This is a genomic window from uncultured Paracoccus sp. (assembly GCF_937873615.1).
Lineage (GTDB): Bacteria > Pseudomonadota > Alphaproteobacteria > Rhodobacterales > Rhodobacteraceae > Paracoccus.
This window is the reverse complement of the sequence record NZ_CALMYP010000012.1, coordinates 1-22,838: the sequence shown is the minus strand read 5'-3', so window position 1 is coordinate 22,838 and position 22,838 is coordinate 1. Positions and strand designations below refer to the sequence as shown.

At 65.1% G+C, this 22,838-nt stretch carries 26 protein-coding genes; 21 read left to right on the top strand and 5 right to left on the bottom strand.

What is annotated here, in order from left to right; all coding sequences use genetic code 11:
* Nucleotides 1-2 precede the first annotated feature (2 nt).
* The 4 genes from Q0330_RS02955 (at nt 3) to Q0330_RS02940 (ending at nt 2,780) form a co-directional block, all read left to right on the top strand.
* The gene (locus Q0330_RS02955; protein ID WP_299474219.1) at nt 3-719 is read left to right on the top strand and encodes a 16S rRNA (uracil(1498)-N(3))-methyltransferase; all 717 of its coding nucleotides are present in this window, start codon (nt 3-5) and stop codon (nt 717-719) included.
* Nucleotides 720-936: 217 nt separating this feature from the next.
* Nucleotides 937-1,128 (top strand): DUF1127 domain-containing protein, encoded by a 192-nt coding sequence (locus Q0330_RS02950; RefSeq protein ID WP_299474216.1) that lies wholly within the window; start codon nt 937-939, stop codon nt 1,126-1,128.
* A gap of 201 nt (nt 1,129-1,329) precedes the next feature.
* Nucleotides 1,330-1,911, top strand: coding sequence for a peptide-methionine (S)-S-oxide reductase MsrA (gene msrA, locus Q0330_RS02945; RefSeq protein WP_299474213.1), 582 nt, complete (start codon nt 1,330-1,332; stop codon nt 1,909-1,911).
* Nucleotides 1,911-2,780: a 50S ribosomal protein L11 methyltransferase gene (locus Q0330_RS02940; protein ID WP_299474210.1), complete on the top strand. Its 870-nt coding sequence runs from the start codon at nt 1,911-1,913 to the stop codon at nt 2,778-2,780. The genes msrA and Q0330_RS02940 overlap by 1 nt, the downstream gene beginning before the upstream one ends.
* A gap of 12 nt (nt 2,781-2,792) precedes the next feature.
* On the opposite strand, the gene Q0330_RS02935 is transcribed toward Q0330_RS02940, so the two are convergent.
* Nucleotides 2,793-3,893 carry a Hint domain-containing protein gene (locus tag Q0330_RS02935; protein WP_299474207.1) on the bottom strand — a complete coding sequence of 367 codons (1,101 nt, stop codon included), beginning with the start codon at nt 3,891-3,893 and terminating at the stop codon, nt 2,793-2,795.
* 156 nt (nt 3,894-4,049) lie between these two features.
* Between Q0330_RS02935 and Q0330_RS02930 the strand changes: the two genes are divergently transcribed.
* The 10 genes from Q0330_RS02930 to Q0330_RS02885 all read left to right on the top strand — a co-directional run bounded on the left by Q0330_RS02930 (nt 4,050) and on the right by Q0330_RS02885 (nt 13,085).
* Nucleotides 4,050-4,739: a metal-dependent hydrolase gene (locus Q0330_RS02930; RefSeq protein WP_299474204.1), complete on the top strand. Its 690-nt coding sequence runs from the start codon at nt 4,050-4,052 to the stop codon at nt 4,737-4,739.
* A gap of 66 nt (nt 4,740-4,805) precedes the next feature.
* Nucleotides 4,806-5,093 carry an Asp-tRNA(Asn)/Glu-tRNA(Gln) amidotransferase subunit GatC gene (gene gatC / locus Q0330_RS02925; RefSeq protein WP_299474201.1) on the top strand — a complete coding sequence of 96 codons (288 nt, stop codon included), beginning with the start codon at nt 4,806-4,808 and terminating at the stop codon, nt 5,091-5,093.
* The gene (gene gatA / locus Q0330_RS02920; RefSeq protein WP_299474198.1) at nt 5,090-6,571 is read left to right on the top strand and encodes an Asp-tRNA(Asn)/Glu-tRNA(Gln) amidotransferase subunit GatA; all 1,482 of its coding nucleotides are present in this window, start codon (nt 5,090-5,092) and stop codon (nt 6,569-6,571) included. The genes gatC and gatA overlap by 4 nt, the downstream gene beginning before the upstream one ends.
* 23 nt (nt 6,572-6,594) lie before the next feature.
* Nucleotides 6,595-7,281, top strand: a complete 687-nt coding sequence (locus tag Q0330_RS02915) for a hypothetical protein (RefSeq protein WP_299474195.1) — start codon at nt 6,595-6,597, stop codon at nt 7,279-7,281.
* A gap of 49 nt (nt 7,282-7,330) precedes the next feature.
* A complete protein-coding gene (locus tag Q0330_RS02910) occupies nt 7,331-7,981 on the top strand; it encodes an N-acetylmuramoyl-L-alanine amidase (protein ID WP_299474192.1) in 651 nt (216 codons plus the stop codon).
* A gap of 40 nt (nt 7,982-8,021) precedes the next feature.
* On the top strand, nt 8,022-9,398 hold the full coding sequence (locus Q0330_RS02905) for an MATE family efflux transporter (RefSeq protein WP_299474189.1): 1,377 nt from the start codon (nt 8,022-8,024) through the stop codon (nt 9,396-9,398).
* A gap of 31 nt (nt 9,399-9,429) precedes the next feature.
* On the top strand, nt 9,430-9,666 hold the full coding sequence (locus Q0330_RS02900; RefSeq protein ID WP_299474186.1) for an Lrp/AsnC ligand binding domain-containing protein: 237 nt from the start codon (nt 9,430-9,432) through the stop codon (nt 9,664-9,666).
* Between the two features lie 56 nt (nt 9,667-9,722).
* Entirely contained in the window at nt 9,723-10,904 is a 1,182-nt protein-coding gene (gene ftsY / locus Q0330_RS02895) for a signal recognition particle-docking protein FtsY (RefSeq protein ID WP_299474183.1), read from the top strand.
* A complete protein-coding gene (locus Q0330_RS02890; protein ID WP_299474180.1) occupies nt 10,904-11,950 on the top strand; it encodes an alkane 1-monooxygenase in 1,047 nt (348 codons plus the stop codon). Before ftsY ends, Q0330_RS02890 begins: the two co-directional genes overlap by 1 nt.
* A 247-nt stretch (nt 11,951-12,197) precedes the next feature.
* Nucleotides 12,198-13,085 (top strand): calcium-binding protein, encoded by an 888-nt coding sequence (locus tag Q0330_RS02885; protein WP_299474177.1) that lies wholly within the window; start codon nt 12,198-12,200, stop codon nt 13,083-13,085.
* Between the two features lie 355 nt (nt 13,086-13,440).
* Here the strand turns inward: Q0330_RS02885 and purS are convergent, their stop codons facing one another.
* Both purS and purC read right to left on the bottom strand, forming a co-directional pair.
* Nucleotides 13,441-13,680: a phosphoribosylformylglycinamidine synthase subunit PurS gene (gene purS / locus Q0330_RS02880; RefSeq protein ID WP_299474174.1), complete on the bottom strand. Its 240-nt coding sequence runs from the start codon at nt 13,678-13,680 to the stop codon at nt 13,441-13,443.
* Between the two features lie 10 nt (nt 13,681-13,690).
* Nucleotides 13,691-14,455 carry a phosphoribosylaminoimidazolesuccinocarboxamide synthase gene (gene purC, locus Q0330_RS02875; protein ID WP_299474172.1) on the bottom strand — a complete coding sequence of 255 codons (765 nt, stop codon included), beginning with the start codon at nt 14,453-14,455 and terminating at the stop codon, nt 13,691-13,693.
* Nucleotides 14,456-14,611: 156 nt separating this feature from the next.
* Between purC and Q0330_RS02870 the strand changes: the two genes are divergently transcribed.
* The 4 genes from Q0330_RS02870 (at nt 14,612) to Q0330_RS02855 (ending at nt 16,863) form a co-directional block, all read left to right on the top strand.
* On the top strand, nt 14,612-14,926 hold the full coding sequence (locus Q0330_RS02870; RefSeq protein WP_299474169.1) for a DUF1476 domain-containing protein: 315 nt from the start codon (nt 14,612-14,614) through the stop codon (nt 14,924-14,926).
* Nucleotides 14,927-15,134: 208 nt separating this feature from the next.
* Nucleotides 15,135-15,674 (top strand): PepSY domain-containing protein, encoded by a 540-nt coding sequence (locus Q0330_RS02865; RefSeq protein WP_299474166.1) that lies wholly within the window; start codon nt 15,135-15,137, stop codon nt 15,672-15,674.
* A gap of 126 nt (nt 15,675-15,800) precedes the next feature.
* A complete protein-coding gene (locus Q0330_RS02860) occupies nt 15,801-16,286 on the top strand; it encodes a hypothetical protein (RefSeq protein ID WP_299474163.1) in 486 nt (161 codons plus the stop codon).
* Entirely contained in the window at nt 16,273-16,863 is a 591-nt protein-coding gene (locus tag Q0330_RS02855) for a helix-turn-helix transcriptional regulator (RefSeq protein ID WP_299474160.1), read from the top strand. The genes Q0330_RS02860 and Q0330_RS02855 overlap by 14 nt, the downstream gene beginning before the upstream one ends.
* 21 nt (nt 16,864-16,884) lie before the next feature.
* Here the strand turns inward: Q0330_RS02855 and clpA are convergent, their stop codons facing one another.
* Together clpA and gloB are read right to left on the bottom strand one after the other, a co-directional pair.
* Nucleotides 16,885-19,206, bottom strand: a complete 2,322-nt coding sequence (gene clpA, locus Q0330_RS02850) for an ATP-dependent Clp protease ATP-binding subunit ClpA (protein ID WP_299474157.1) — start codon at nt 19,204-19,206, stop codon at nt 16,885-16,887.
* A gap of 190 nt (nt 19,207-19,396) precedes the next feature.
* A complete protein-coding gene (gene gloB, locus Q0330_RS02845; RefSeq protein WP_299474154.1) occupies nt 19,397-20,140 on the bottom strand; it encodes a hydroxyacylglutathione hydrolase in 744 nt (247 codons plus the stop codon).
* A 62-nt stretch (nt 20,141-20,202) separates the two neighbouring features.
* Between gloB and Q0330_RS02840 the strand changes: the two genes are divergently transcribed.
* The 3 genes from Q0330_RS02840 to Q0330_RS02830 all read left to right on the top strand — a co-directional run.
* Complete coding sequence (locus tag Q0330_RS02840; protein WP_299474151.1) at nt 20,203-21,006, top strand: methyltransferase domain-containing protein; 804 nt, start codon at nt 20,203-20,205, stop codon at nt 21,004-21,006.
* 376 nt (nt 21,007-21,382) lie between these two features.
* Complete coding sequence (locus tag Q0330_RS02835; protein ID WP_299474148.1) at nt 21,383-21,943, top strand: F0F1 ATP synthase subunit delta; 561 nt, start codon at nt 21,383-21,385, stop codon at nt 21,941-21,943.
* Nucleotides 21,943-22,838, top strand: an 896-nt coding sequence (locus Q0330_RS02830; RefSeq protein ID WP_366518286.1) for an HAS-barrel domain-containing protein, incomplete at its 3' end; no start/stop codon positions are given. The genes Q0330_RS02835 and Q0330_RS02830, both read left to right, overlap by 1 nt.

Sequence of the window (22,838 nt, the reverse complement as noted above, 5' to 3'; positions counted from 1 at the left end):
CCATGTCGAAAGTCAGGCTGTTCATAGATCACCCGCTTGCCCCGGGGCAAGCCGTCCCTCTGGGCGCGGATCAGGCGCATTACCTTTCCGGGGTGATGCGGCTGAAACCGGGCGCGGTGATCCAGGTCTTCAATGGCCGGGACGGGGCCTGGGATGCGGAACTGCTGGCCGCCTCCAAACGCGGCGGAGAGTTGCGGGCCATCGCACAGGTGGCGCCGCAGCGCGATCCGCCGGATCTCTGGCTGATCTTCGCGCCGATCAAGAAGGCGCGCACCGATTTCATCGTCGAGAAGGCGGCTGAGATGGGGGCCGCCCGCATCCTGCCGGTGCAGACCGATTTCACCAATTCCGAGCGTATCCGCCAGGACCGCCTGCAGGCCCATGCCGTCGAGGCCGCCGAGCAATGCGGCGGCACCTTTGTGCCCGAAGTGGCCGATCTGGTGCCGCTGGCCCGGCTGCTGGACAGCTGGGACCAGACGCGCCGGATTCTCTGGGCCGACGAATCGCGGGTCGGGCCGGCGGATGCGCTGTCGGGGCTCGCTCGGGGCAAATGGGCGGTGCTGATCGGGCCGGAAGGCGGATTTTCGCCCGCCGAACAGAAACGGCTTCGTGACGCTACGTTCGTTTCGCCGATCAGCCTCGGCCCGCGCATCCTGCGGGCCGATACGGCTGCCGTGGCGGCCCTGACGCTGTTTCAGGCGCATTTGGGCGACTGGTAACGCTGCGTTGCAGCGTTAGCGGTCACGGAATACGGCGAAATATTACAGTTCCACTCACATTTCTGTGATAAAAAACACTGTTAAGTCTAACACTTATCTGGTTTCTGCATAGCGGCTTTGCGTCGTTCGGGGCTGGTTGCAGATGCAGCATGGCCCTATCTTTGGATCACTGACGAAACGCGCCGATCCTGGCGCAGAAGGAAGTGAGGATACTCCGATGACCATGATGACCCTGAACCACGCCCCCGTCGCCGCCCAAGGCCCGCTGGCCCGTATTGCCGAAGCCCTGCGCAGCTGGCAGCATCGCCGCGAAACCCGCGCCGAGCTGGAGCGCCTGTCCGAGCGCGAGCTGGACGATATCGGCCTCTGCCGTGCGGATATCGACGCCGTGGTGAGCCAGAGTGTGTAACCGCGGCGCCACCGCGCGCCCGAACCGAACCCCGGTCCAGCAGTGATGCGGCCGGGGTTTTTCTTTGCCTGACGCCCGAATGCGCCCTGCCTCTGGTCAATGACGCCGCGAATACCTTAATGAACGGGGAAGCACGCCGGCGCCCGGCCTGAACTTTCGGGGCTGTCAGGCGCGACCGGCATTAGGACAAGAGGTGAGACGATGGCCAATCACGCGATCTTCAACCGCCCGATGGATGCCCCGATCCCCAAGGGATTCGAGCAGGCGACCTTCGGCATGGGCTGCTATTGGGGGGTGGAGCGCCTGTTCTGGGAACAGGACGGCGTCTGGATGACCCAGGTCGGCTTCGCCGGCGGGACCGTTCCCGACCCGAGCTATCGTCAGGTCTGTCAGGGTGGTACCGGCCATGCCGAGGTCGTCCATATCGCCTTCGACCCGGCCCGGATCAGCTATGAGCATCTGCTGAAACTGTTCTGGGACAATCACGATCCGACCCAGGGCAACCGCCAGCACAATGACGTGGGCGACCAGTATCGCTCGATGATCATGTGCCACAGCGATACGCAGATGGCGCAGGCCGAGGCCTCGAAGGTCGATTACGGCAACCGCCTTGCCGTTGCCGGCAAGGGCCGGATCACCACCCAGATCCTGCCGGCGGGGCCGTTCTATCCGGCCCGGGAAGAGGATCACCAGCAATATCTGCACAAGGTTCCCGACGGCTATTGCAATATGCGTGGCACCGGCGTCGAAGCCTCGATGCCCGAAGGACATGAGTTGCCCTGATGCCGACATGGACCGCACTGAGCCAGGTTTCCGGACGCGAGGCTGCCGACAGGCTGGCCGAGCTTTGTGACGAACTGACGCCCGAGCCGGTCGGGTCCGGCGTCTTCGAGATCGAGGACGGCTCCGACCGCTGGGAGGTCGGCATCTATTTCACCGAGGCCCCCGACGAGATCGGCCTGACGCTTCTGGCCGCCGCCCAGGGCGCGCAGCCCTTTGTCATCAGCGAATTGCCTGAGGTCGACTGGGTCGCCCATGTCCGGCGCGAGTTGACCCCGGTCGAGGCCGGGCGCTTCTTCGTCTATGGCAGCCACGATGCCGACAAGCTGCCCGCCGGGGTCGAGCCGCTGCTGATCGAGGCCGCCATGGCTTTCGGCACCGGCCATCACGGCACCACCAAGGGCTGTCTGGAAGCGCTCGACCGCTTGGTCGGCGCGGGCTGGCAGCCGCATCGCGTGGCCGATATCGGCTGCGGCACGGCGGTTCTGGCGATGGCGGCGGCGCGGGTCTGGCCGGGCACGATCCTGGCCTCGGATATCGACCCGGTGGCGGTCGATGTGGCGGCGGCGAATGTGATCGCCAACGGGCTGGATGGCCGCGTCGAATGTATCGAGGCCGTGGGTTTCGATCACCCGATGCTGGACGATGCAGCACCCTTCGATCTGGTCTTCGCCAATATCCTGAAACAGCCGCTGATCGACCTTGCCCCGGACATGGCCCGCCATGTCGCCCCGGCCGGTCGCGCGATCCTGTCGGGCCTGCTGACCACGCAGGCGGATCAGGTCATCGCCGCCTATGAGGCCGCCAGTTTCGATCTGGAGCGGCGCGACGATATCGGCGACTGGTCGACGCTGGTGGTGATCCGGCGCTGAGCGGCTGCGCGCTCAGACCAGAAGCGGCTTTGCGTTCTTCAGATGGCGCCGGGCCAGTTCGCGCCCGTCGCGGCCAGACAGGAAGGGGCGTGCCGGGGCGAAGCCGGTTCCGGCGAGAAGCTGCGGGAACAGCAGGGCGATCTCGCGCCGGGCGGATGGTCCCATGCTGCGCATCGCCTGCGGCCCGGTGAACAGCGATTCGGTCCAGCAACCGTTGGACAGGACCAGCTCGTGCCGGTCGAAAAGCAGGTGATGATAGTCGATGCCCTTCGGCGTCGGGCTGGCCGCGATTCCCGGCATTCCGCACAGATGCTTCACCGCGATCAGGGTCTCGGAAGTTCCGGCGATTCGCTCGGCAATGGTCGAGGTCATCAGCACCCGATGCTGCGGCGACAGCACCAGATCCTGCGCCGGCAGGCCGGGACCGAGCGCGCCCTTGCGGATCGTAACCGGGCGCAGGTTCGGGGCCACGTCCAGCAGCCGCGCCGAAACCTTCCGCCCGCCGATCCAACTGAGCGGACGCAGCCCATGATCGCGGGTCAGGATCAGATCGCCCAGGCGCAGCGTTTCGACCGGGCGCGACCCATTCGCGGTTTCGATCAGCGTGCCGGCCGCGAAACACATCCCGCTGAGGTAATTGGGCGGGATCGCGGCGGGCTGCACGACGATCTCTAGCTTCTGCGGGGCCGTATGATAATTGTAGGTGCGGCTTGGGTCGAATTCCGGTGTATCGGGTGTTTCCGGAATGACCATGACCGTCGTTCTGTCGCCGATCTCTGTCATATTAGATACGGCGGTTCCGGCCTGTTGGGGAAACATCACAAGATAGCGATAGCCTGTTTGCGGGTCGATGATCATGGTCACCAAATTTGACCTGTAGGTGAGCATCGTGCCTTCGGGCAGGGTGACGCCGCCTATCTCGGTTTCCTTGAGCAGCTTTTGGTCCCTGCCGGTGTTCACGTCTACCGGAACAAATTTATTGTCTCTGTCGTCGAGATATATGATCTCTTCCTGCGCCTCGCTGAACGAGATGTTGGCTTGCCCGGCGAAGGGGTGGTTGGACGCGACTGGAACGGGGCTAGAAAAGGTGTAGGTCTTGATCAGATATGCCATGTCCGGTTTCCGCCCCCATCGGTCAAAGATGGTTAACTCAACTATAAGTTGATTAAAAATCGGTTAACATTTTTTGGCTGAATCGGTTCAGGCTGTCCTTTTGGGGGAGGCCAACGTAGTCTCTCGATATAGGTGAGATCAGGATGGGAGAGTGCGATGCGTCTGACTTGGCTCGGTCATGGTAGCTGGCGGCTGGAAATCGAGAATGCGGCGATCCTCATCGACCCGTGGCTGACCGGAAACCCGTCATTCCCCGCCGAAAAGCGGGCCGAGGCACTGGCGGGGGCCACCCATATCCTGATCACCCACGGCCATTCCGATCACAGCAGCGATGCCGTGGCCCTGTCGAAGGAACTGGGGATTCCCATCGTCGGCATCTACGACCTGATGCAATATTGGGAAAGCAGCCAGGGCGTCGCGACCATCGGCTTCAACAAGGGGGGCACGGTCGATCTGGGCGGTGCCAGGGTGACGATGGTCGCTGCCTGCCATTCCTCGGCCTTTTCGGGGTCGGACGGCGCGCCGGTCTATGCCGGGCGCGAATCCGGTTACATGATCGCGGGCGAGGGTCGCGTGATCTATTTCTCGGGCGATACCGACATCATGGCCGACATGGAATGGATGGGCGATCTGCACCGGCCCGATATCGGTATTCTCAGCGTCGGCGGCCATTTCACCATGGATCCGGCGCGGGCGGCCTATGCGGCGAAACGCTGGTTCGATTTCGACACGATCATCTGCTCGCATTACCGGACCTTCCCGCTTCTCGAACTCGATGTCTCGCCGCTGCGCGATCTCGGGGCGAAGCTGATCGAGGCCGAGGTGATGGTGCCGTTCACGCCCTGAAGGCGCGGCCCGCTTGCAGCGCCGGGCCGGCGCGGCTAAACCCGCCGCAAGGTTAAAGGAGCATCCATGTCGATCACCGAAGACGAGGCGCGCAAGGTCGCCCATCTGGCCCGGATCGCGGTCGAGGAGGAACATCTTCCCGCGCTCGCCGGAGAGCTGAACAATATCCTGCATTTCATGGAGCAGCTGAACGAGGTCGATGTCGAAGGGGTCGAGTCGATGACCGGCGTCACGCCCATGCGCCTGAAACGTCGCGAGGATGTCGTCACCGATGGCGGTTATCCCGAAAAGATCCTCGCCAATGCGCCAGATGCGCGCGAAGGCTTCTTTGCCGTGCCGAAGGTGGTGGAATGAGCGATCTGAACTCCCTGACCATTGCCGAGGCCCGCGACGCGATGCGCGCCGGCAAGCTGTCCTCGGTGGAACTGACCGATGCCTGCCTGACCGCCATCGAGGGGGCGGGGGCGCTGAACGCCTTCGTGCACAAGACCCCCGAACTGGCGCGAGAGATGGCCAAGGCTGCCGATCATCGCATCAAGGCCGGCGACGGTGCCGCGATGACCGGGATCCCCCTCGGGATCAAGGATCTGTTCGCGACGCGCGGCGTGGCCACGCAGGCCGCCAGCCGGATCCTCGACGGGTTCCGGCCCGAATACGAATCGACCGTGACCCAGAACCTCTGGGATGCGGGCGCGGTGATGCTGGGCAAGTTGAACATGGACGAATTCGCCATGGGCTCCTCGAACGAGACCAGCACCTATGGCAATGCCGTGAACCCGTGGAAGCTGGGCGACAGGCAGCTGACGCCCGGCGGATCCTCGGGCGGTTCCGCCGCTGCGGTGGCCGCCGATCTGTGTCTGGCGGCGACCGGCACCGATACCGGCGGCTCGATCCGCCAGCCAGCGGCCTTTACCGGGACCGTGGGGCTGAAGCCGACCTATGGGCGGGTCAGCCGCTGGGGCACCATCGCCTTCGCCTCCAGCCTCGATCAGGCCGGGCCGATGACCAAGACGGTGCGCGACGCGGCGATCATGCTGGGCGCCATGGCCTCGGTCGATCCGAAGGATTCGACCAGTGCCGAGATCCCGGTGCCGGATTTCGAGGCGGCGCTGACCGGCGATATTCGCGGCAAGAAGATCGGCATTCCGCGCGAATACCGCATGGAGGGCATGCCCGCCGAGATCGACGCGCTGTGGAAACAGGGCGCCGACATGCTGCGCGATGCCGGGGCCGAGATCGTCGATATCTCGCTGCCGCATACGAAATACGCGCTGCCGGCCTATTATGTCATTGCGCCTGCCGAGGCGTCCTCGAACCTCGCCCGCTATGACGGGGTGCGCTATGGCCGCCGCGCCAAGCTGGGGCAGGGCGATGGCATTGTTGAGATGTATGAAAAGACCCGCGCCGAGGGTTTCGGCCCGGAAGTGCAGCGCCGGTTGATGATCGGCACCTATGTGCTGTCGGCGGGCTTCTATGACGCCTATTACAACCGCGCCCGCAAGGTGCGCGCGCTGATCAAGCGCGATTTCGATCAGGCCTACGCCTCGGGCGTGGATGCGATCCTGACCCCGGCCACGCCCTCGGCGGCCTTCGGGCTGGGCGACATGGCCGACAAGGACCCGGTCGAGATGTATCTGCTGGACGTGTTCACGGTGACGGTGAACCTGGCCGGACTGCCCGGGATCTCGGTCCCCGTCGGGCTGGACGGGCAGGGGCTGCCGCTCGGGCTGCAACTGATCGGCCGGCCTTTCGAAGAGGGCGATCTGCTGAATCACGCTTATGCCCTTGAACGGGCCGCCGGTTTTGGCGCAAAACCGGAACAATGGTGGTAATAACGAATGCAGGAGGACGCGCGATGAAGAAAGTGCTTTTGGGACTGGCTTGCATTGCGGGTCTTTCGGCTTGCGCGGATGGCACCGGACAGGTGCTGGACCCGCGCTATCGCTTCGGCAGCGACCGGCCCTATGACGAATATCGCGCATCTCGCGAAATGGCGCTGACCGGGCAGGGCGCGGTTCCGCAGACCGTACCGAAGAAGCGGCCATTCGACGCCCCCGCGCCTGAAGAAATCAAAAGCCCGACGGCCTATCAGCGTGTGTCATCGACCACGGCCACGGCGACGGGCCGCGCCCCCACCGGCGGTGGCTATTACGACCCGGATACCGGGCAGATGCTGCCCTCGAATACGGCGACCCTGAGCCAGAGCATGGCTTCTGCGGCACCCGTCCCGGCTGCGACCGCGACCGCTGCGGCCCCCGCTGCCGCGCAGCCAGCACCCGCCCCGGTCAAGACCGAGACCGATGCGCTTGCCCGCTATGCCGCGAGCCAAAGCCAGTTGCCGGGAACCGAGGTCTATAGCCGCGCCGGCGGCAGCGAGGCGACGGCGGCTCATGCCTGCGCCCGCTATCCCAATGCCGAGGCGGCGCAACTGATGTTCCTCACCTCGGGCGGACCGCAGCAGGATCCGATGGGTATGGACCCGGACGGGGACGGCTTTGTCTGCGGCTGGGACCCGACCTATTATATGGCCGAACGCCGGTGATTCTGTCGATGGGCTGCCGCCCGGCGTCGATGCCGGGTTGCGGGCCGGAATGACCCACCCCTCCCCCAATCACGGCGACCGGCGCGGCGGCGCGCGCCCGTCGCTGATCGTCATCCATTACACCGGTATGGAGGACGGCCCGTCGGCCCGCGCCCGTCTTTGCGATCCAGAGGCCGAGGTCTCGGCCCATTGGCTGATCCATGAGGATGGCGAGACCGAACCCCTGGTCCCCGAGGATCGGCGCGCCTGGCATGCCGGTGCCGGGGCGTGGCAGGGGCAGGAGGACGTGAACTCCCGTTCCATCGGGATAGAGCTGGTCAATCCCGGCGACCGCCCCTTCGCCGCCGCCCAGATGGATGCGCTGGAGGCGTTGTTGCCCGCGATCATGGCCCGCTGGCAGATCGGCCCTGAGGGCGTGATCGGCCATTCCGACATGGCCCCGGGCCGCAAGATCGACCCCGGCCCGCGCTTCGACTGGGCGCGGCTGGCGCGGCAGGGGCTGGCGCTGCATCCGGAAAATGCCGGCGAGGACGTGGCCCTTGCCGACAGCCTGACCCGGATCGGCTATCCCGAGGCCGATCCCGAGGCCCGGTTGGCCGCCTTCCGCCTGCGCTTCCGACCCGGCGCCACCGGCCCCGAGGAGGAGGCGGACCGGCGAATCGCTGCCGCCGCCGCAACTGTCTTCCACCCGGTCGGCTGACCCTCTTGCCCAATCCTCGGGCAGTCGATAATCGCTGCTGATGGATTTCGCGCGTTACCGCCCTCATGTCATTGCGACGCTGTCGCTTGGCCTGCCGCTTGTCGGCGGGCATCTGGCGCGTATGGCCATCGGCATCAGCGATACGGTGATGGTCGGCTGGTACGGTGTCGATGCGCTGGCGGCGCTTGTGCTGGCGACCTCGTTCCTGTTCATCCTGATGATGCTGGGCGCGGGGTTCGGCATCGGCGTGCTGGGACTTCTGGCCGCCGCCCATGCCCGCGACGACCGGACCGAGATCCGCCGCGCCACCCGCATGGCGCTGTGGCTGTCGACGATCCATGCCGGGCTGATCATGCCGCTGTTCTGGTTCTCGAAGCCGGTGCTGCTGGCGCTCGGTCAGCAGGAGATCGTGGCGCAGCTGTCGCAGGATTACCTGCGCATCGCCGGCTGGGGCGCGGGGCTGACGCTCTGGGCGATGGTGCTGAATTCCTACCTCGCCTCGATGGAGCGGACGCAGGTCGTGCTCTGGATCACGCTGGCCGGGCTGCCGCTGAACATCGTGCTGAACTATGCGCTGATCTTCGGCCATTTCGGCGCGCCCGAACTGGGGGTCAGGGGGGCGGCCATCGCCTCGGTCACCACGCAGGGGCTGACGCTGGCGGCGATCGTGGCCTATGCGCTGTGGCTGCCGCAGACCCGGCCCATCGCGCTGATGAAGCGGTTCTGGCGCCCCGACTGGCCGGCCTTCCGTGCCATCCTGCGCCTCGGCCTGCCGGTCGGGCTGACGCTGGTGGCCGAGATCGGCATGTTCGTCGGCAGCAATATCATGATGGGCTGGTTCGGCACCGTGGCGCTGGCGGCGCATGGGATCGCGCTGCAGATCGCCTCGATCACCTTCATGTTCCAGCTTGGCATTTCCAATGCCGCGACCATCCGGGCCGGGCAGGCGCAGGGGCGTGGCGACGGGGCGATGATGCGCGATGCCGCGAAGGTGGTGATCTGGATCGCAACCGGATTCGGCGTGCTGACCAGCCTGCTGTTCATCGCGCTGCCGGGGCCGCTGGTGTCGCTCTATCTCGACCCGGCCAATCCCGATTCCGCCGCGATCCTGTCGCTGGCCACGGTGCTGATGTTCTGGGCGGCGCTGTTCCAGCTGGCCGATGCGCTGCAGGTGCAGGCGCTTGGCCTGTTGCGCGGGGTGCAGGATACGCGGGTGCCGATGTGGCTGGCGGGGATCAGTTATTGGGCCATCGGCCTGCCGGCGGGGTATCTGCTGGCCTTCCCGCTGGGAATGGGGCCGGCCGGTCTTTGGGCCGGGCTGCTGATCGGGCTTTGCGTCGCCGCCGTGCTGATGCTGCGCCGCTTCTATGCCGGGCTTGCGCGCGGGGACTGGACCCGGGCGCGCGCGGCGGGCTAATCTTTCGCCCGAACCCAAGGAAAGGCTGATCATGCGCCCCGTCTTCGTGCAACTCCGCTGCGCCCCCGGCCGGACCTATGCCGTCGCCGACGCCATCTATGACCGCGAGGTCGTGTCCGAGCTTTACTCGACCTCGGGCGATTACGACCTGCTGGCCAAGGTCTATGTGCCCGAGGATGCCGATGCCGGGCATTGGCTGAACGAGAACCTCTTCGACATCGAAGGTATCCAGCGCACCCTGACCACGATGACCTTCAAGGCGTTCTGAGCCTTTCCCTTTGCGCCCCGAGGCCTTAGGTTCGCGGCCAAGCGAAAGAGGTCCCCATGTCGTTCTTTTCCAAGCTGCGCGAGCGGCTGACCAAATCATCCTCGAAGATCGGGCAGGGGCTGGACGATCTGGTCGGCGAAGGCTCGCCCGAGCCTTTGGCCGGGACCCCCGCGTCCGATCCGCAACCGGCAGCGGTCCCGGAACCCGCCGCGCCGCCGCCTGAACCCGAGCCTGCGCCCGAACCCGCGCCAGAGCCTGCGCCGGCACCGCAGCCCATCCCGGAAACGCAGCCGGCCCCCGCACCGCAGCCCGCACCGCAGCCCATGCCCGCGCCCACGCCAGAGCCGGCGAAGAAGCCGGGCCTGATGGGCCGTCTTTTCGGCGGTGGTGCCGCTGCGCCTGCCGAGCCGCGACGCGAACTCGACGACGAGATGCTGGAGGAGTTGGAGGATACCCTTGTCGCTGCCGATATGGGCGTCGATACCGCGCTGCGCGTGACCGCCAATATCGCCGAGGGGCGCATGGGCCGCCGGGTTTCCTCGACCGAACTCAAGACCCTTCTGGCCACCGAGATCACCCGGATCATGACCCCGGTCGCCAAGCCCCTGCCGCTTTATCCGAAGAAGCCGCAGGTGGTGCTGGTGGTGGGCGTCAACGGTTCCGGCAAGACCACGACCATCGGCAAGCTGGCCAGCCAGTTCAAGGCCGCCGGCAAGAATGTGGTGATCGCGGCGGGCGACACCTTCCGCGCGGCGGCGGTGGAACAGTTGCAGGTCTGGGGCCAGCGGGCCGGCGTGCCGGTGATGACCGCGCCCGAAGGATCCGACCCCGCCAGCCTCGCCTTCGACGCCATGACGCGCGCCGAGGCCGAGGGCGCCGACCTGCTGATGATCGACACCGCCGGCCGCCTGCAGAACCGCGCCGACCTGATGGAGGAACTGGCCAAGATCGTCCGCGTCATCCGCAAGAAGGACCCGTCCGCGCCGCATAACACGCTGCTGGTGCTGGACGCGACCACCGGCCAGAACGCGCTGTCCCAGGTCGAGACCTTCCAGAAGCTCGCCGATGTCTCGGGGCTGGTGATGACCAAGCTCGACGGCACGGCGCGGGGCGGGGTGTTGGTGGCGCTTGCCGACCGCTTCGGCCTGCCCATCCATGCCATCGGCGTGGGCGAGCAGATCGACGATCTCGACGCTTTCGAGCCGGACGAATTCGCCCGCGCCCTCGTCGGGCTGTGATGAGCTCGCGGGCGGCCTGGGGTCTGGTCCCGCCGGTCGCGGCTTTCGGCTTTGTCGCGCTTGCCCCGGCATTGCTGCTGATCCGGGGCGGGGCCTCGGGCGGCTGGCCGCTCTGGGTCGGGTTCCTGTGGATGGCGCTGGCATCGCCCCTGGCCGATACGATCATCGCCCGCGGCTTCGGCGATGCCGAGGAAGGCCGGCGCTTTCCCGGTGCAGATGCGCTGCTGGCGCTGCTGGCCATCTGCCATCTGGTGCTGCTGATCTCGGCCCTGCGCGGCTTTGCCGGCGACGGTCTGACCGGCGCTGAGCGCGTGGCGCTGTTTCTGGGCACCGGCATGTGGTTCGGGCAGGTCTCGAATTCCTGCGCGCATGAGCTGATCCATCGCGGCAGCCGCCTGCTGTTCCGGCTGGGCGCGGGGGTCTATGTCAGCCTGCTGTTCGGCCACCATGTCAGCGCCCATCGGCTGGTTCACCACATCCATGTCGCCACCGATGCCGATCCGAACTCGGCCCGCTTCGGCGAAAGCTTCTGGCATTTCTTCCCGCGCGCCTGGATCGGTTCCTTCCGCGCCGGCCGAGAGGCCGAGCGGCGGCGGATCAGCCGTTCGGGCAGGCTCGATCCCTATGCGGTCTGGATCGGTGGCGGGCTGCTGTGTCTGGTGCTGGTGCTGGCGGTGTTCGGGCTGCGGGCGGGGCTCGATTACCTGCTGCTGTGTCTTTACGCGCAGATGCAGTTGATGCTGTCGGATTATGTCCAGCATTACGGGCTGCGCCGGCAGATCAGGAATGGCCGGGCCGAGCCGGTCGGCCCGCGCCACAGCTGGGACGCGCCCCATCCGCTGTCCTCGTTGGCCATGGTCAACGCGCCGCGCCATTCCGACCACCATGCCCATCCGTCCCGACCCTATCCCTCGCTGCGGCTGGAGGGGGAGGACGCCCGCCCGATGCTGCCCTGGTCGCTGCCAGTGATGGGGGCGATGGCGATGGTGCCGCCACTTTGGCGGCGCGTCATGGACCGGCGGGTCGCGCGGATGATGTCCGGATAATGCCATAGGCCGCAAGACTATGGATAGCCAACCCTCCATCCTTGGACTGGCAGGAGAATGGGGGGCAGTTTCGAACTGAGGCGAGGCGCTTCAAGAAATGAAGGTCCGGCCATCTGTGCGTCGCTCAGCGATTTATCCATATTTTCAATGCGGATTTTCTAATTTCTCAGGCGCGGCAATCCGCAATAGATTTATATTCATACTGTGTTAACGTTCCGTTGTGATAAGATTCGGCAGGAGATTTGAAATGGCGACCCTTTACGGAACAAACGAAAATGATGAGATTCTTGGCACCGAGCTTGACGACCTGATTGCCGGTCTTCCTGGCAACGACACGATCATCGGTTACGAAGGTGCCGACCGGATGTTCGGCAATGCCGGCGATGACATGATCTGGGCCGGCGCGGGCGACATGGGGGACGATTCTCTCTGGGGTGGCACTGGCGATGACAACCTCGGCGGCGGCGCGGGCGATGATTCGCTTGAGGGCGGTGAGGGCAACGATTCCCTTTGGGGTGGCACCGGCGCCGACACGCTCAGCGGAGGCAATGGCAACGATCTTCTGGGCGGTGGTGCGGATAACGACTACCTGCTCGGCGGCGAAGGGATGGACACCATCTGGGGCGGCACCGGCACTGACATTATCGTCGGCGGTGGCGGAGATGACCTGATCGGCGCAGGCACCGGGAATGACAGCCTCTGGGGCCAGGACGGCAATGATGAGATGTACGGCTATAACGGGCATGACCTGCTTGGCGGCGGCAGTGGCGACGACGTGATTTTCGGCGGCGACGGAGAGGATACGCTCTATGCCGGCTCAGGTACGGACGAGCTTTGGGGCGGCACCGGGGATGATGAGCTTTATGGCGGCGACGGCAGCCATGACACCTTCGGCTTCATTTCCGGGCATGGTCACGACGTCGTCTACAATTTCGAAGACGGTTACGACGGCGATGTCATCGACCTGTCGGCGCTCGGTCTGGAAGGTCAGATGACCGACCTGATCGCCGATGGCACCATCGCCAATAGCGGTGGCGATGTCGTTATCAACTTTATCACCACGGGCGGCGGATCGAGCATCACGCTCATTGGCGTTCAAACATCAGAGCTTCATGCAGACAATTTCCTGCTGTAAGGCCTGAATCCAATTTGGCCGGAGGGTTTGTCGCCTTCCGGCCATTTGTTTTTGGTATCGGGTTGCCTGGCGCGAATGACATCGCGCTATCGCGGCAAGACATCAACAACCTGTCAGAATGCCTTGGTTTTATTGACAAAAGGCAGGGCCATCTTCCGTTGCAGGCTCCATCAATGAAACTGCGGAGCCGGTCTGCAGTTTTGTCCTGTGCAACCTTTGGGACAGGTCTTCATTGCCGCGCTCGCGGCGAGGATCGTCGCTGACGGAAGATCAAGCAAGCCGTGTGAAGTCAGCCGCCGAATCTCGGGCGGGGCCGTGCGGCAGAGATCGGCGCGCCCCGGTGCGGGGCTTCCGTTCAGACGATCTCGACCGCGTATTTTTCGATCACGGTATTGGCCAGCAGGGTCTCGCACATGCGCTTGACCTCGGTTTCGGCCTCGGCGGGGTCGGTGGCCGTAAGGTCCAGCTCGATCACCTTGCCCTGGCGGACGCCACCCACGCCCTTGTGGCCGAGGCCGGTCAGGGCGTGGCGGATGGCCTCGCCCTGGGGATCGAGGACGCCGTCTTTCAGCATGATGGTGACGCGGGCTTTCATCGGGCGGTCCTCAGTTGATCAGCGTGGGCTTGTTCATCGGCGTGGCATTGGCCGGCATCAGGCCAAGGCGGCGGGCGACCTCGGTATAGGCGTCGGTCAGGCTGCCGAGATCGCGGCGGAACACGTCCTTGTCGAGCTTCTGGCCGGTCTTCACGTCCCAGAGGCGGCAGCTGTCCGGGCTGATCTCGTCGGCGACGATCAGGCGCATGAAATCGCCGTCCCAGATGCGGCCGATCTCGATCTTGAAATCCACCAGCTTGATGCCGACGCCGAAGAACACGCCGGACAGGAAGTCGTTCACGCGCAAAGCCAGCGAGACGATGTCGTCGAGATCCTGCTGGGCGGCCCAGCCGAAGGCGATGATATATTCCTCGGAGACCATCGGATCGCCCAACTCGTCATTCTTGAAGGAATATTCGACGATGGGGCGGGGCAGTTGGGTGCCTTCCTCCAGCCCGAGGCGCTTTGACAGCGAGCCTGCGGCGAAATTGCGCACGATCACTTCCAGCGGGATGATCTCGACCTGGCGGATCAGCTGCTCGCGCATGTTGATGCGGCGGATGAAGTGATTGGGCACGCCGATATTGGTCAGCCCGTTCATGAAGAACTCGCTCAGGCGGTTGTTCAGCACGCCCTTGCCTTCGATGGTGGCTTTCTTCTGCGCGTTGAAGGCGGTGGCGTCATCCTTGAAATACTGGATGAGGGTGCCGGGCTCGGTGCCTTCGTAAAGGATCTTGGCCTTGCCTTCGTAGATCTTCTTGCGCCGGGGTGCCATGGGTTCCGCCGTCCTTTCGGGGGGTGCAGGGGGTCTGGTCCCGGCTATAGGCGCAAAGCGGCGGCGCGGCAATAGTTCGGACCGGAATGCGTGATACAGGCTTGTGATATAACGGCGCTATGGGCATATGTGGGGATGAAGTTTAAGGAGACCTGAATGACCACCTTTGACGACCGTGAACGCTCTTACGAGGCGAAATTCGCCCGCGACGCCGATCTGCAGTTCAAGGCCGAGGCCCGCCGCAACCGCCTGCTGGGCGAATGGGCGGCAGAGCTGCTTGGCAAGAGCGGCGAGGAGGCCAAGGCCTATGCGCTGACCGTGGTCAGCAGCGATTTCGACGAGCCGGGCGACGAGGATGTGTATCGCAAGCTGGCAGCGGACCTGGACGGCAAGGCCGACGAGGCCACGATTCGCGCCAAGATGGCCGAACTGGTCGATGTCGCCCGCCAGCAATTGATCGACGAAAGCTGAAGCGACGTCTGATCGAGATTGCGGGGCCCGGCAGCGATGCCGGGCCTTTTTGCATGTCCCGGTCAGGGCCGCCAGACCGGGCGGTGGGCGGGATAAACTTTCGTTTATAGCCGGATTTTAGGCCCTTGGGCGAATGGCCGGCAGCCGAGGGAAAGCGCAGGCTGATCGGGCGCCGGGGCTTGCCGGCGACGGACAGAAAGGGACTGACATGCGTATGACATTCGGATTGGCCGCCACCGCCTTGATGCTGAGCTTTGGTGCCGCGCAGGCGCAGAGCAATGACGAGCGGGTCACACGCTCGCTGACCGATCAGGGCTTTACCGATATCGAGATCAGCCGCGATGACGGCCAGATGGAGGTCGAAGCCTGGCGCGGGGATCAGAAGGTCGAGATCACCTATGACCTCGCGACCGGCGAAGTGGTCAAGAGCGAGAGCGAGACGATTTCGGGTGGCAAGCGGGCCGATGACCGCGCCGATGCCGCGGATGATCGCAATGACCCGCGTGACCGCGACGATGACGGTGATGACGGTCGCGATGGCAGCGACGACCGGGACAGCGATGACCGGGACGATGGTGACCGGGACCGCGATGACCGCGACGATGGCGATGATCGTGACGACGGCGCCAATGATCGTGACGATGACAGTGACGATGGCAACGATGATGATAATGACGGTCGTGACGGCGACAGCGACGGTGACGACAGCGATGACGACGACAGCGATGACGATGGTGACGACGACTGATGAACGGCACTGCGGCAGGGATTTCTTGCCGCAGTACTGCTCTTGCGGCAGAACGGGGTGGGGCGGTGCGACCGCGCCCGCCTTCGGTTCTTTCAAGGGGTTGCCGGTGTGATGTTGTATCGGACCATGTCGATCATGTTGCGGCGGCTGATCCTGAGCCTGATGCTGGCGGTCGTGCCGTTCAGCGGGCTTGCCCAGACGCGCGATGTGGCCGGGCAGGTGGCGTCGCAATTGCAGGCCCAGGGATACAGGCAGATTCAGGTGCGCCGCTCGTTGCTGGGCAAGGTCATCATCAGCGCGCGGCGGGGCGATATGCGCCGGGAAATCGTCGTCGATCCGCGCAGCGGAGAATTGCTGCGCGACCTCCTCCGCCGAGAGGGTGGCAGCCGCTCTGACGGCGGGTCCGACAGCGACAACGCTTCGCGCAGCGGATCGAGCGGCAGCGGTTCTGGCAGCGGTTCAGGTGGCGAAAGCTCCGGCAGCAGCGACGATGATGACGACAGCGATGATGACGATCGCGACGACGGAGATGGCGACGACGATAGTGACAACGACCGCGACGACCGCGATAGCGACGACAGCGACAGCGACGACAGTGATGACGACGACTGATAAACGCCGGGCGGCGCGAACCGCCTGGTTTCGGCATCTGCCGCTGCTGGCCATTCTGGCCTTGCAGGTGGTCTGCTGTCTGTATCTCGTCAGCGACATGCTGCTGTCGGTCATGGGCATCTATTACGAGCCGCTGGCCTGGCAATATCAGGAATATCTGGAGATCGGCGCGGCTTTGGGGCTGATCGCCGGGATCGGGCTGGGCGCGCGGATGCTGGTCCTGTCACTGCGCCGCCGCCGCGAGGCCGAGGCGCGGCTGCATCGCGCCCAGAGCGCCTTCATGGACCATGTCGAGCAGCGCTTTTCCGACTGGGGCCTGTCGCCGGCGGAAAGCGACGTGGCGCTGTTTGCGATCAAGGGGTTGAGCGTGGCCGAGATCGCCGGGCTGCGCGGCACCTCGGAAGGCACGGTGAAGGCGCAGACGGCGGCGGTCTATCGCAAGGCGGGCGTTGCCAACCGCCACCAACTGCTGAGCCTGTTCATCGAGGACCTTTTCGATCCCGACATACCGCCCGGCGGGGCGGCCGATATGCCGGATATCGCGCCGAAAGCCCCCGCAACACCGATTGGTGACTAGCGGCCACGCCCCAGCTTGCGCTCAGTCCGCAGTCAGCAGAGGCGGTTTCGACCTGCCGCCGATGCGCGGGGCTTCGGGGCCGGTGATGTCGAAGGCGGGCTTGTCGTCCTCGATCCGAACCTTGACCACGCCGCCCTTGGTCAGGCGGCCGAACAGCAGTTCCTCGGCCAGCGGCTTCTTGATGGTCTCCTGGATCACGCGGCCAAGCGGGCGGGCGCCCATCTTGTCGTCGTAACCTTTGCCGGCCAGCCAATGCGCCGCTTCGTCGGTCAGTTCGATATGGACATTGCGGTCGATCAGCTGCGCCTCAAGCTGCAGGATGAACTTCTCGACCACCTGCACGATCACCTCGGGCGAGAGCGGTGCGAAACTGATTACCGCGTCCAGACGGTTGCGGAATTCCGGGGTGAAGGTCTTCTCGATCGCCTCGGTATCCTCGCCCTCGCGCCGGTCGCGGCCGAAACCGATGGCGGCCTTGGCCAGATCCGACGCCCCCGCATTCGAGGTCATGATCAGGACCACGTTGCGGAAATCGGTGGTGCGGCCGTTATGGTCGGTCAGCTTGCCGTGATCCATGACCTGCAGAAGGATGTTGTAGACATCGGGATGCGCCTTCTCGATCTCGTCCAGCAGCAGCACGCAATGCGGGTTCTGGTCGACGCCATCGGTCAGAAGCCCGCCCTGGTCGAAGCCGACATAGCCGGGCGGCGCGCCGATCAGGCGCGAAACCGCGTGCTTTTCCATGTATTCCGACATGTCGAAGCGCAGCAGCTCCACCCCCAGCGAATCCGCCAGTTGCTTGGCGACCTCGGTCTTGCCGACGCCGGTGGGGCCGGCGAACAGGTAATTGCCGATGGGCTTTTCGGGTTCGCGCAATCCGGCGCGGGCCAGCTTGATCGCCGAGGTCAGCGCGTCGATGGCCGCGTCCTGACCGAAGACCACGCGTTTCAGCGTGCGGTCGAGATCGCGCAGCAACTCGGCATCGTCCTTCGAGACATTCTTCGGCGGGATGCGGGCGATCTTGGCCACCACGGCCTCGATCTCCTTCGGAGAGATGGTCTTGCGCCGCTTCGATTCCGCGACCAGATGCTGCGCCGCCCCGGCCTCGTCGATCACGTCGATGGCCGAATCCGGCAGCTTGCGGTCGTTGATATAGCGGCTGGCCAGTTCCACCGCCGCCTTGATCGCGTCATTGGTGTAGCGCAATTCGTGATGGGCCTCGAAATGCGGTTTCAGACCCATGAGGATCTTGATCGAATCCGGGACCGAAGGCTCGTTCACGTCGATCTTCTGGAACCGGCGGCTGAGCGCGCGGTCCTTCTCGAAATGCTGCCGGAACTCCTTGTAGGTGGTCGAGCCCATGCAGCGCAGCTTGCCCCCGGCAAGGGCCGGTTTCAGCAGGTTCGAGGCATCCATCGCGCCCCCCGAGGTCGCGCCCGCGCCGATCACGGTATGGATCTCGTCGATGAACAGGATCGCGTCCTCGTGGTTTTCAAGTTCCTTCACCACGGCTTTCAGGCGTTCCTCGAAATCGCCGCGATAGCGGGTGCCGGCCAGAAGCGAGCCCATGTCGAGCGAAAAGATGGTGGCGCCAGCCAGCACATCCGGGGTCTCGCCCTCGACGATCTTCTTGGCAAGACCTTCGGCGATGGCGGTCTTGCCGACGCCGGGATCGCCGACCAGAAGCGGGTTGTTCTTGCGCCGGCGGCAGAGCACCTGAATGCAGCGCTCGACCTCCATCTCGCGGCCGATCAGCGGGTCGACCTCGCCTTCCATCGCCTTGGCATTCAGATCGACGCAGTATTTTTCCAGCGCCGTTTCTTCCTTCTGGCTTTGCGGGGCCGCCGGTTCCTCGGCATGGGGATCGGATCCGGTGACCGGTCGGGCCTCGTTGAAATCGGGGTTCTTGGCGACGCCATGGGCGATGAAATTCACCGCGTCATAGCGCGTCATGTCCAGTTCCTGCAGGAAATAGGCGGCGTGGGATTCGCGTTCGGCGAAGATCGCGACCAGCACATTCGCCCCCGTCACCTCGGCCCGGCCCGAGGATTGGACATGGATCGCCGCGCGCTGGATCACGCGCTGGAAGGCGGCCGTGGGCACGGCTTCCGAGCCGTCCACATCCGAGATCAGCGTCGACAGGTCGTCGTCGATGAAATCGTTGAGGTTCTGGCGCAGCTCGTCCAGATCGACATTGCAGGCGCGCATGACGCGCACCGCATCGGGCTCGTCCAGCAGGGCGAGCAGCAGGTGTTCAAGGGTCGCAAGCTCGTGCCGGCGTTCATTGGCAAGCGCGAGCGCTGCGTGGATGGCCTGTTCCAGCGAGGTTGTAAAAGAAGGCACTTGCGTCTCCTGTCAGTCTGTCCGGCGGTTTGGACCGGAAGGCCCACCTGCACAGACTGTCATCATCATATTAAGGATTGGTGGATTTCGCCGCGTTTCAAGTCAATTCTGCGATCCGGCGAGGAAATCATTCGTGAGTGATGGTAATTTGGGCGTGCCTCCGTCCGGTTTCAAGGCAGGGGAACAGGGTTCAGAACCGATCCTTCATGGCGCGCAATTCCGCGAAGGCGGTGGCCGCATCCGGGACGCCAAGGGCACTGGCAAGGGCAGGGGCGCGCAGGAAGGGGTTGGTCTCGCGCTCCTCCGCCAGCGTCGCCGGCGCGCAGGGGCGGGCGGATGAGGCCACCGCCTGCAGGCGCGATGCGAGGGCGGCGTTATCCGGATCGACGCTTAACGCAAAGGCACCGTTGCCGGCGCAGTAATCATGGCCGGAACAGATCAGCGTTTCGGCAGGCAGGGCGTTCAGGCGCTGAAGGCTTGCCCACATCATCGCCGGATCGCCCTCGAAAATGCGGCCGCAGCCAAGCGCCATCAGGCTGTCGCCGGTAAAGGCCGCCCGCGCGGCGGGGACATGAACCGCGATATGGCCGACCGTATGGCCTGAGACGTCGATGATCTGTGCCGGCAGGCCGGCGGCTTCGGTCGCCGCGCCGGGGGAAACCGAGACATCCAGTGCCGGCAGGCGATGCGCGTCCGCCTGGGCACCGACGATCTTGGCGCCGGTATTCGCCACCAGTTCGGCCACACCGTCGATGTGATCGGCATGGTGATGGGTCAGAAAGATCTGATCCAGCCCCCAGCCGCGTTCTGCGAGGGCATCCAGAATCGGTGCCGCCTCGGGCGCGTCGAACAGCGCGGTCAGGCCGTTTGCGCGCAGCAGATAGGCGTAATTGTCCCTGAGGCAGCGAATGGTGACGATCTCGGTCTGGGACATTGCAACCTCCGGTCTTTTGCGGGCAGTCTGGACGCGGAAGGCAGCCGCTGCAACCCGGACCCATGCATCACGACGTTATCGACCTGCGCCGCTTCTATTATACCCGCGCCCTCGGGCGGGTGGCGCAGCGCATCCTGCGCGAGCGGCTGCTGGCGAACTGGCCCGCCGAAGCGGCGACCGGGATGACCGTGGCCGGTTACGGATTCGCGGTGCCGCTGCTTCGGCCCTATCTGGCGCAGGCGCGGCGGGTCATTGGGCTGATGCCGGGGCCGCAGGGCGTCATGGCCTGGCCCGCCGGCATGGCCAATCACAGCCTGCTCTGCGACGAGACCGCCTGGCCGCTGGAGACAGGCAGCGTCGACCGGCTGGTGATTCTGCACGGGCTGGAGACCTCGGATCATCCGGCGGCACTTCTGGCCGAGGCCTGGCGGGTGCTCGGCCCCGGCGGGCGGATGGTGGCGATGGTGCCGAACCGGGCCGGGCTTTGGGCGCGGACCGACAGCACGCCTTTCGGTTTCGGCCGCAGCTATACCGCCGGTCAGCTGGAACGGCAGGCCGAGGCGGCGGGTTTCGTCACCGAACACAGCGGCGCTGCGATCTATATTCCGCCCTCGGACCGGCGCTTCTGGCTGCGCAGCGCGATGTGGTGGGAAGGCGTCGGGGGGCGGATCGCCTCGATGCTGGTGGCCGGGGTGACCTGGGCCGAGTTTTCCAAGCAGGTGCCGGCGCCGGTCGGGCCGGGTCGGCGGGTGCTGGTGCCGAGCCCGCTGGACGTGCTGGAGGGAATCGCCCGTCCGCGCCCGGCGCGGGGCCCGGTCGTCGATGGAATCGGTCAGCGCAGCCCAAGGGACCGCGACCCGGACTGAACCGGCGGGGGCAGGGCAATCCGTCGCAGGTGCTGGCCATCTGCGCCTTCTGTGGGCTGAAATCGCCTGCAATCATTGCTGCGACCAAATGATCGGGCCGGGATTTCGGTCCGGTTCCAATCCTCTGTGCCCGACCGCTTTGCGCAAGCCGCCGCCGGGTCCGGGGGCGGGCGGTCGCGTCCGGGCACCCATATGTCGCAAAAACCCTGCCGGAACCGGCCTCAAGGCGGTTGCGGGTGGGGAAAACAATTGCTAGAGACCTCCGCGAGATAACGGGCCGGTGAAGACTGGCCTCAGGACATGCTGCACCCCGCGCTCGACCGCCCCGAGGAGGACGGCCAGACGACGGGGTTACGCGCTAACCGGAAGGATGACCGTGGCCAATTCCGCTTCGATTTCCGCCTCGATTGCCGGGCGCTATGCCCTGGCCCTGTTCGATGTCGTCAAGGAATCAGGGGGGATCGATCAGCTCTCCGACCAGATCGCAGAGCTTGGCACCGCACTGGCGGATAGCGACGATCTGCGCGGCCTGATCGCCTCGCCGCTCTACAGCCGCCAGCAGCAGCAGGACGGGATCGCCGCCATTGCCAAAAAGATGGGCCTGTCCGCCGCCCTTGCCAATACGCTGGCGCTGATGGCGCAGAATCGCCGCCTGTTCGCGCTGCCGCAACTGCTGTCGCGCCTGCAGGAACTGATTGCCGAGGCACGCGGCGAGGTGACCGCCGATGTCGTGTCGGCGGTTGCGTTGAACGACGAACAGAAACAGCGTCTGACCGCCACGCTGGCCGAGAAATCGGGCAAGACGGTCAAACTGAATACGCGCGTCGATGAGACCCTCATCGGCGGCATGATTGTCAGGCTGGGCTCGCAGATGATCGACAGTTCGATCAAATCCAAGCTCGCTTCCCTTCAGAATGCTATGAAAGAGGTCGGATAATGGGAATCCAGGCTGCCGAAATTTCGGCGATCCTCAAGGATCAGATCAAGAACTTCGGTCAGGATGCCGAAGTGGCCGAAGTGGGCCAGGTGCTGTCGGTCGGTGACGGGATTGCCCGGATCTACGGTCTCGACAAGGTGCAGGCCGGCGAGATGGTGGAATTCCCCGGCGGCATCCGCGGCATGGTGCTGAACTTGGAGACCGACAACGTCGGCGTCGTGATCTTCGGCGACGACCGTTCGATCAAGGAAGGCGACACCGTCAAGCGGACCGGTGCCATCGTGGAAGTGCCGGTCGGCAAGGGCTTGCTGGGCCGCGTCGTCGACGCGCTCGGCAACCCGATCGACGGCAAGGGCCCGCTGACGGACGTGACCCAGTCCATCGCCGACGTGAAGGCCCCGGGCATCATGCCGCGCAAATCGGTGCATGAGCCGATGGCGACCGGCCTGAAAGCCGTCGACGCCATGATCCCGGTCGGTCGCGGTCAGCGCGAGCTGATCATCGGCGACCGCCAGACCGGCAAGACCGCCGTGGCTCTGGACACGATCCTGAACCAGAAGAACTATAACGGCCGCGAGGCCGAGGGCATGAAGTCGCTCTACTGCATCTATGTCGCCGTCGGCCAGAAGCGCTCGACCGTGGCGCAACTGGTGCAGAAGCTGGAAGAGACCGGCGCGATGGCCTATTCGATCATCGTCGCCGCGACCGCCTCGGACCCGGCGCCGATGCAGTATCTGGCCCCCTATTCGGCGACCGCCATGGGCGAGTATTTCCGCGACAATGGCATGGACGCGCTGATGATCTATGACGATCTCAGCAAGCAGGCCGTCGCCTATCGCCAGATGTCGCTGCTGCTGCGCCGTCCGCCGGGGCGTGAAGCCTATCCGGGCGACGT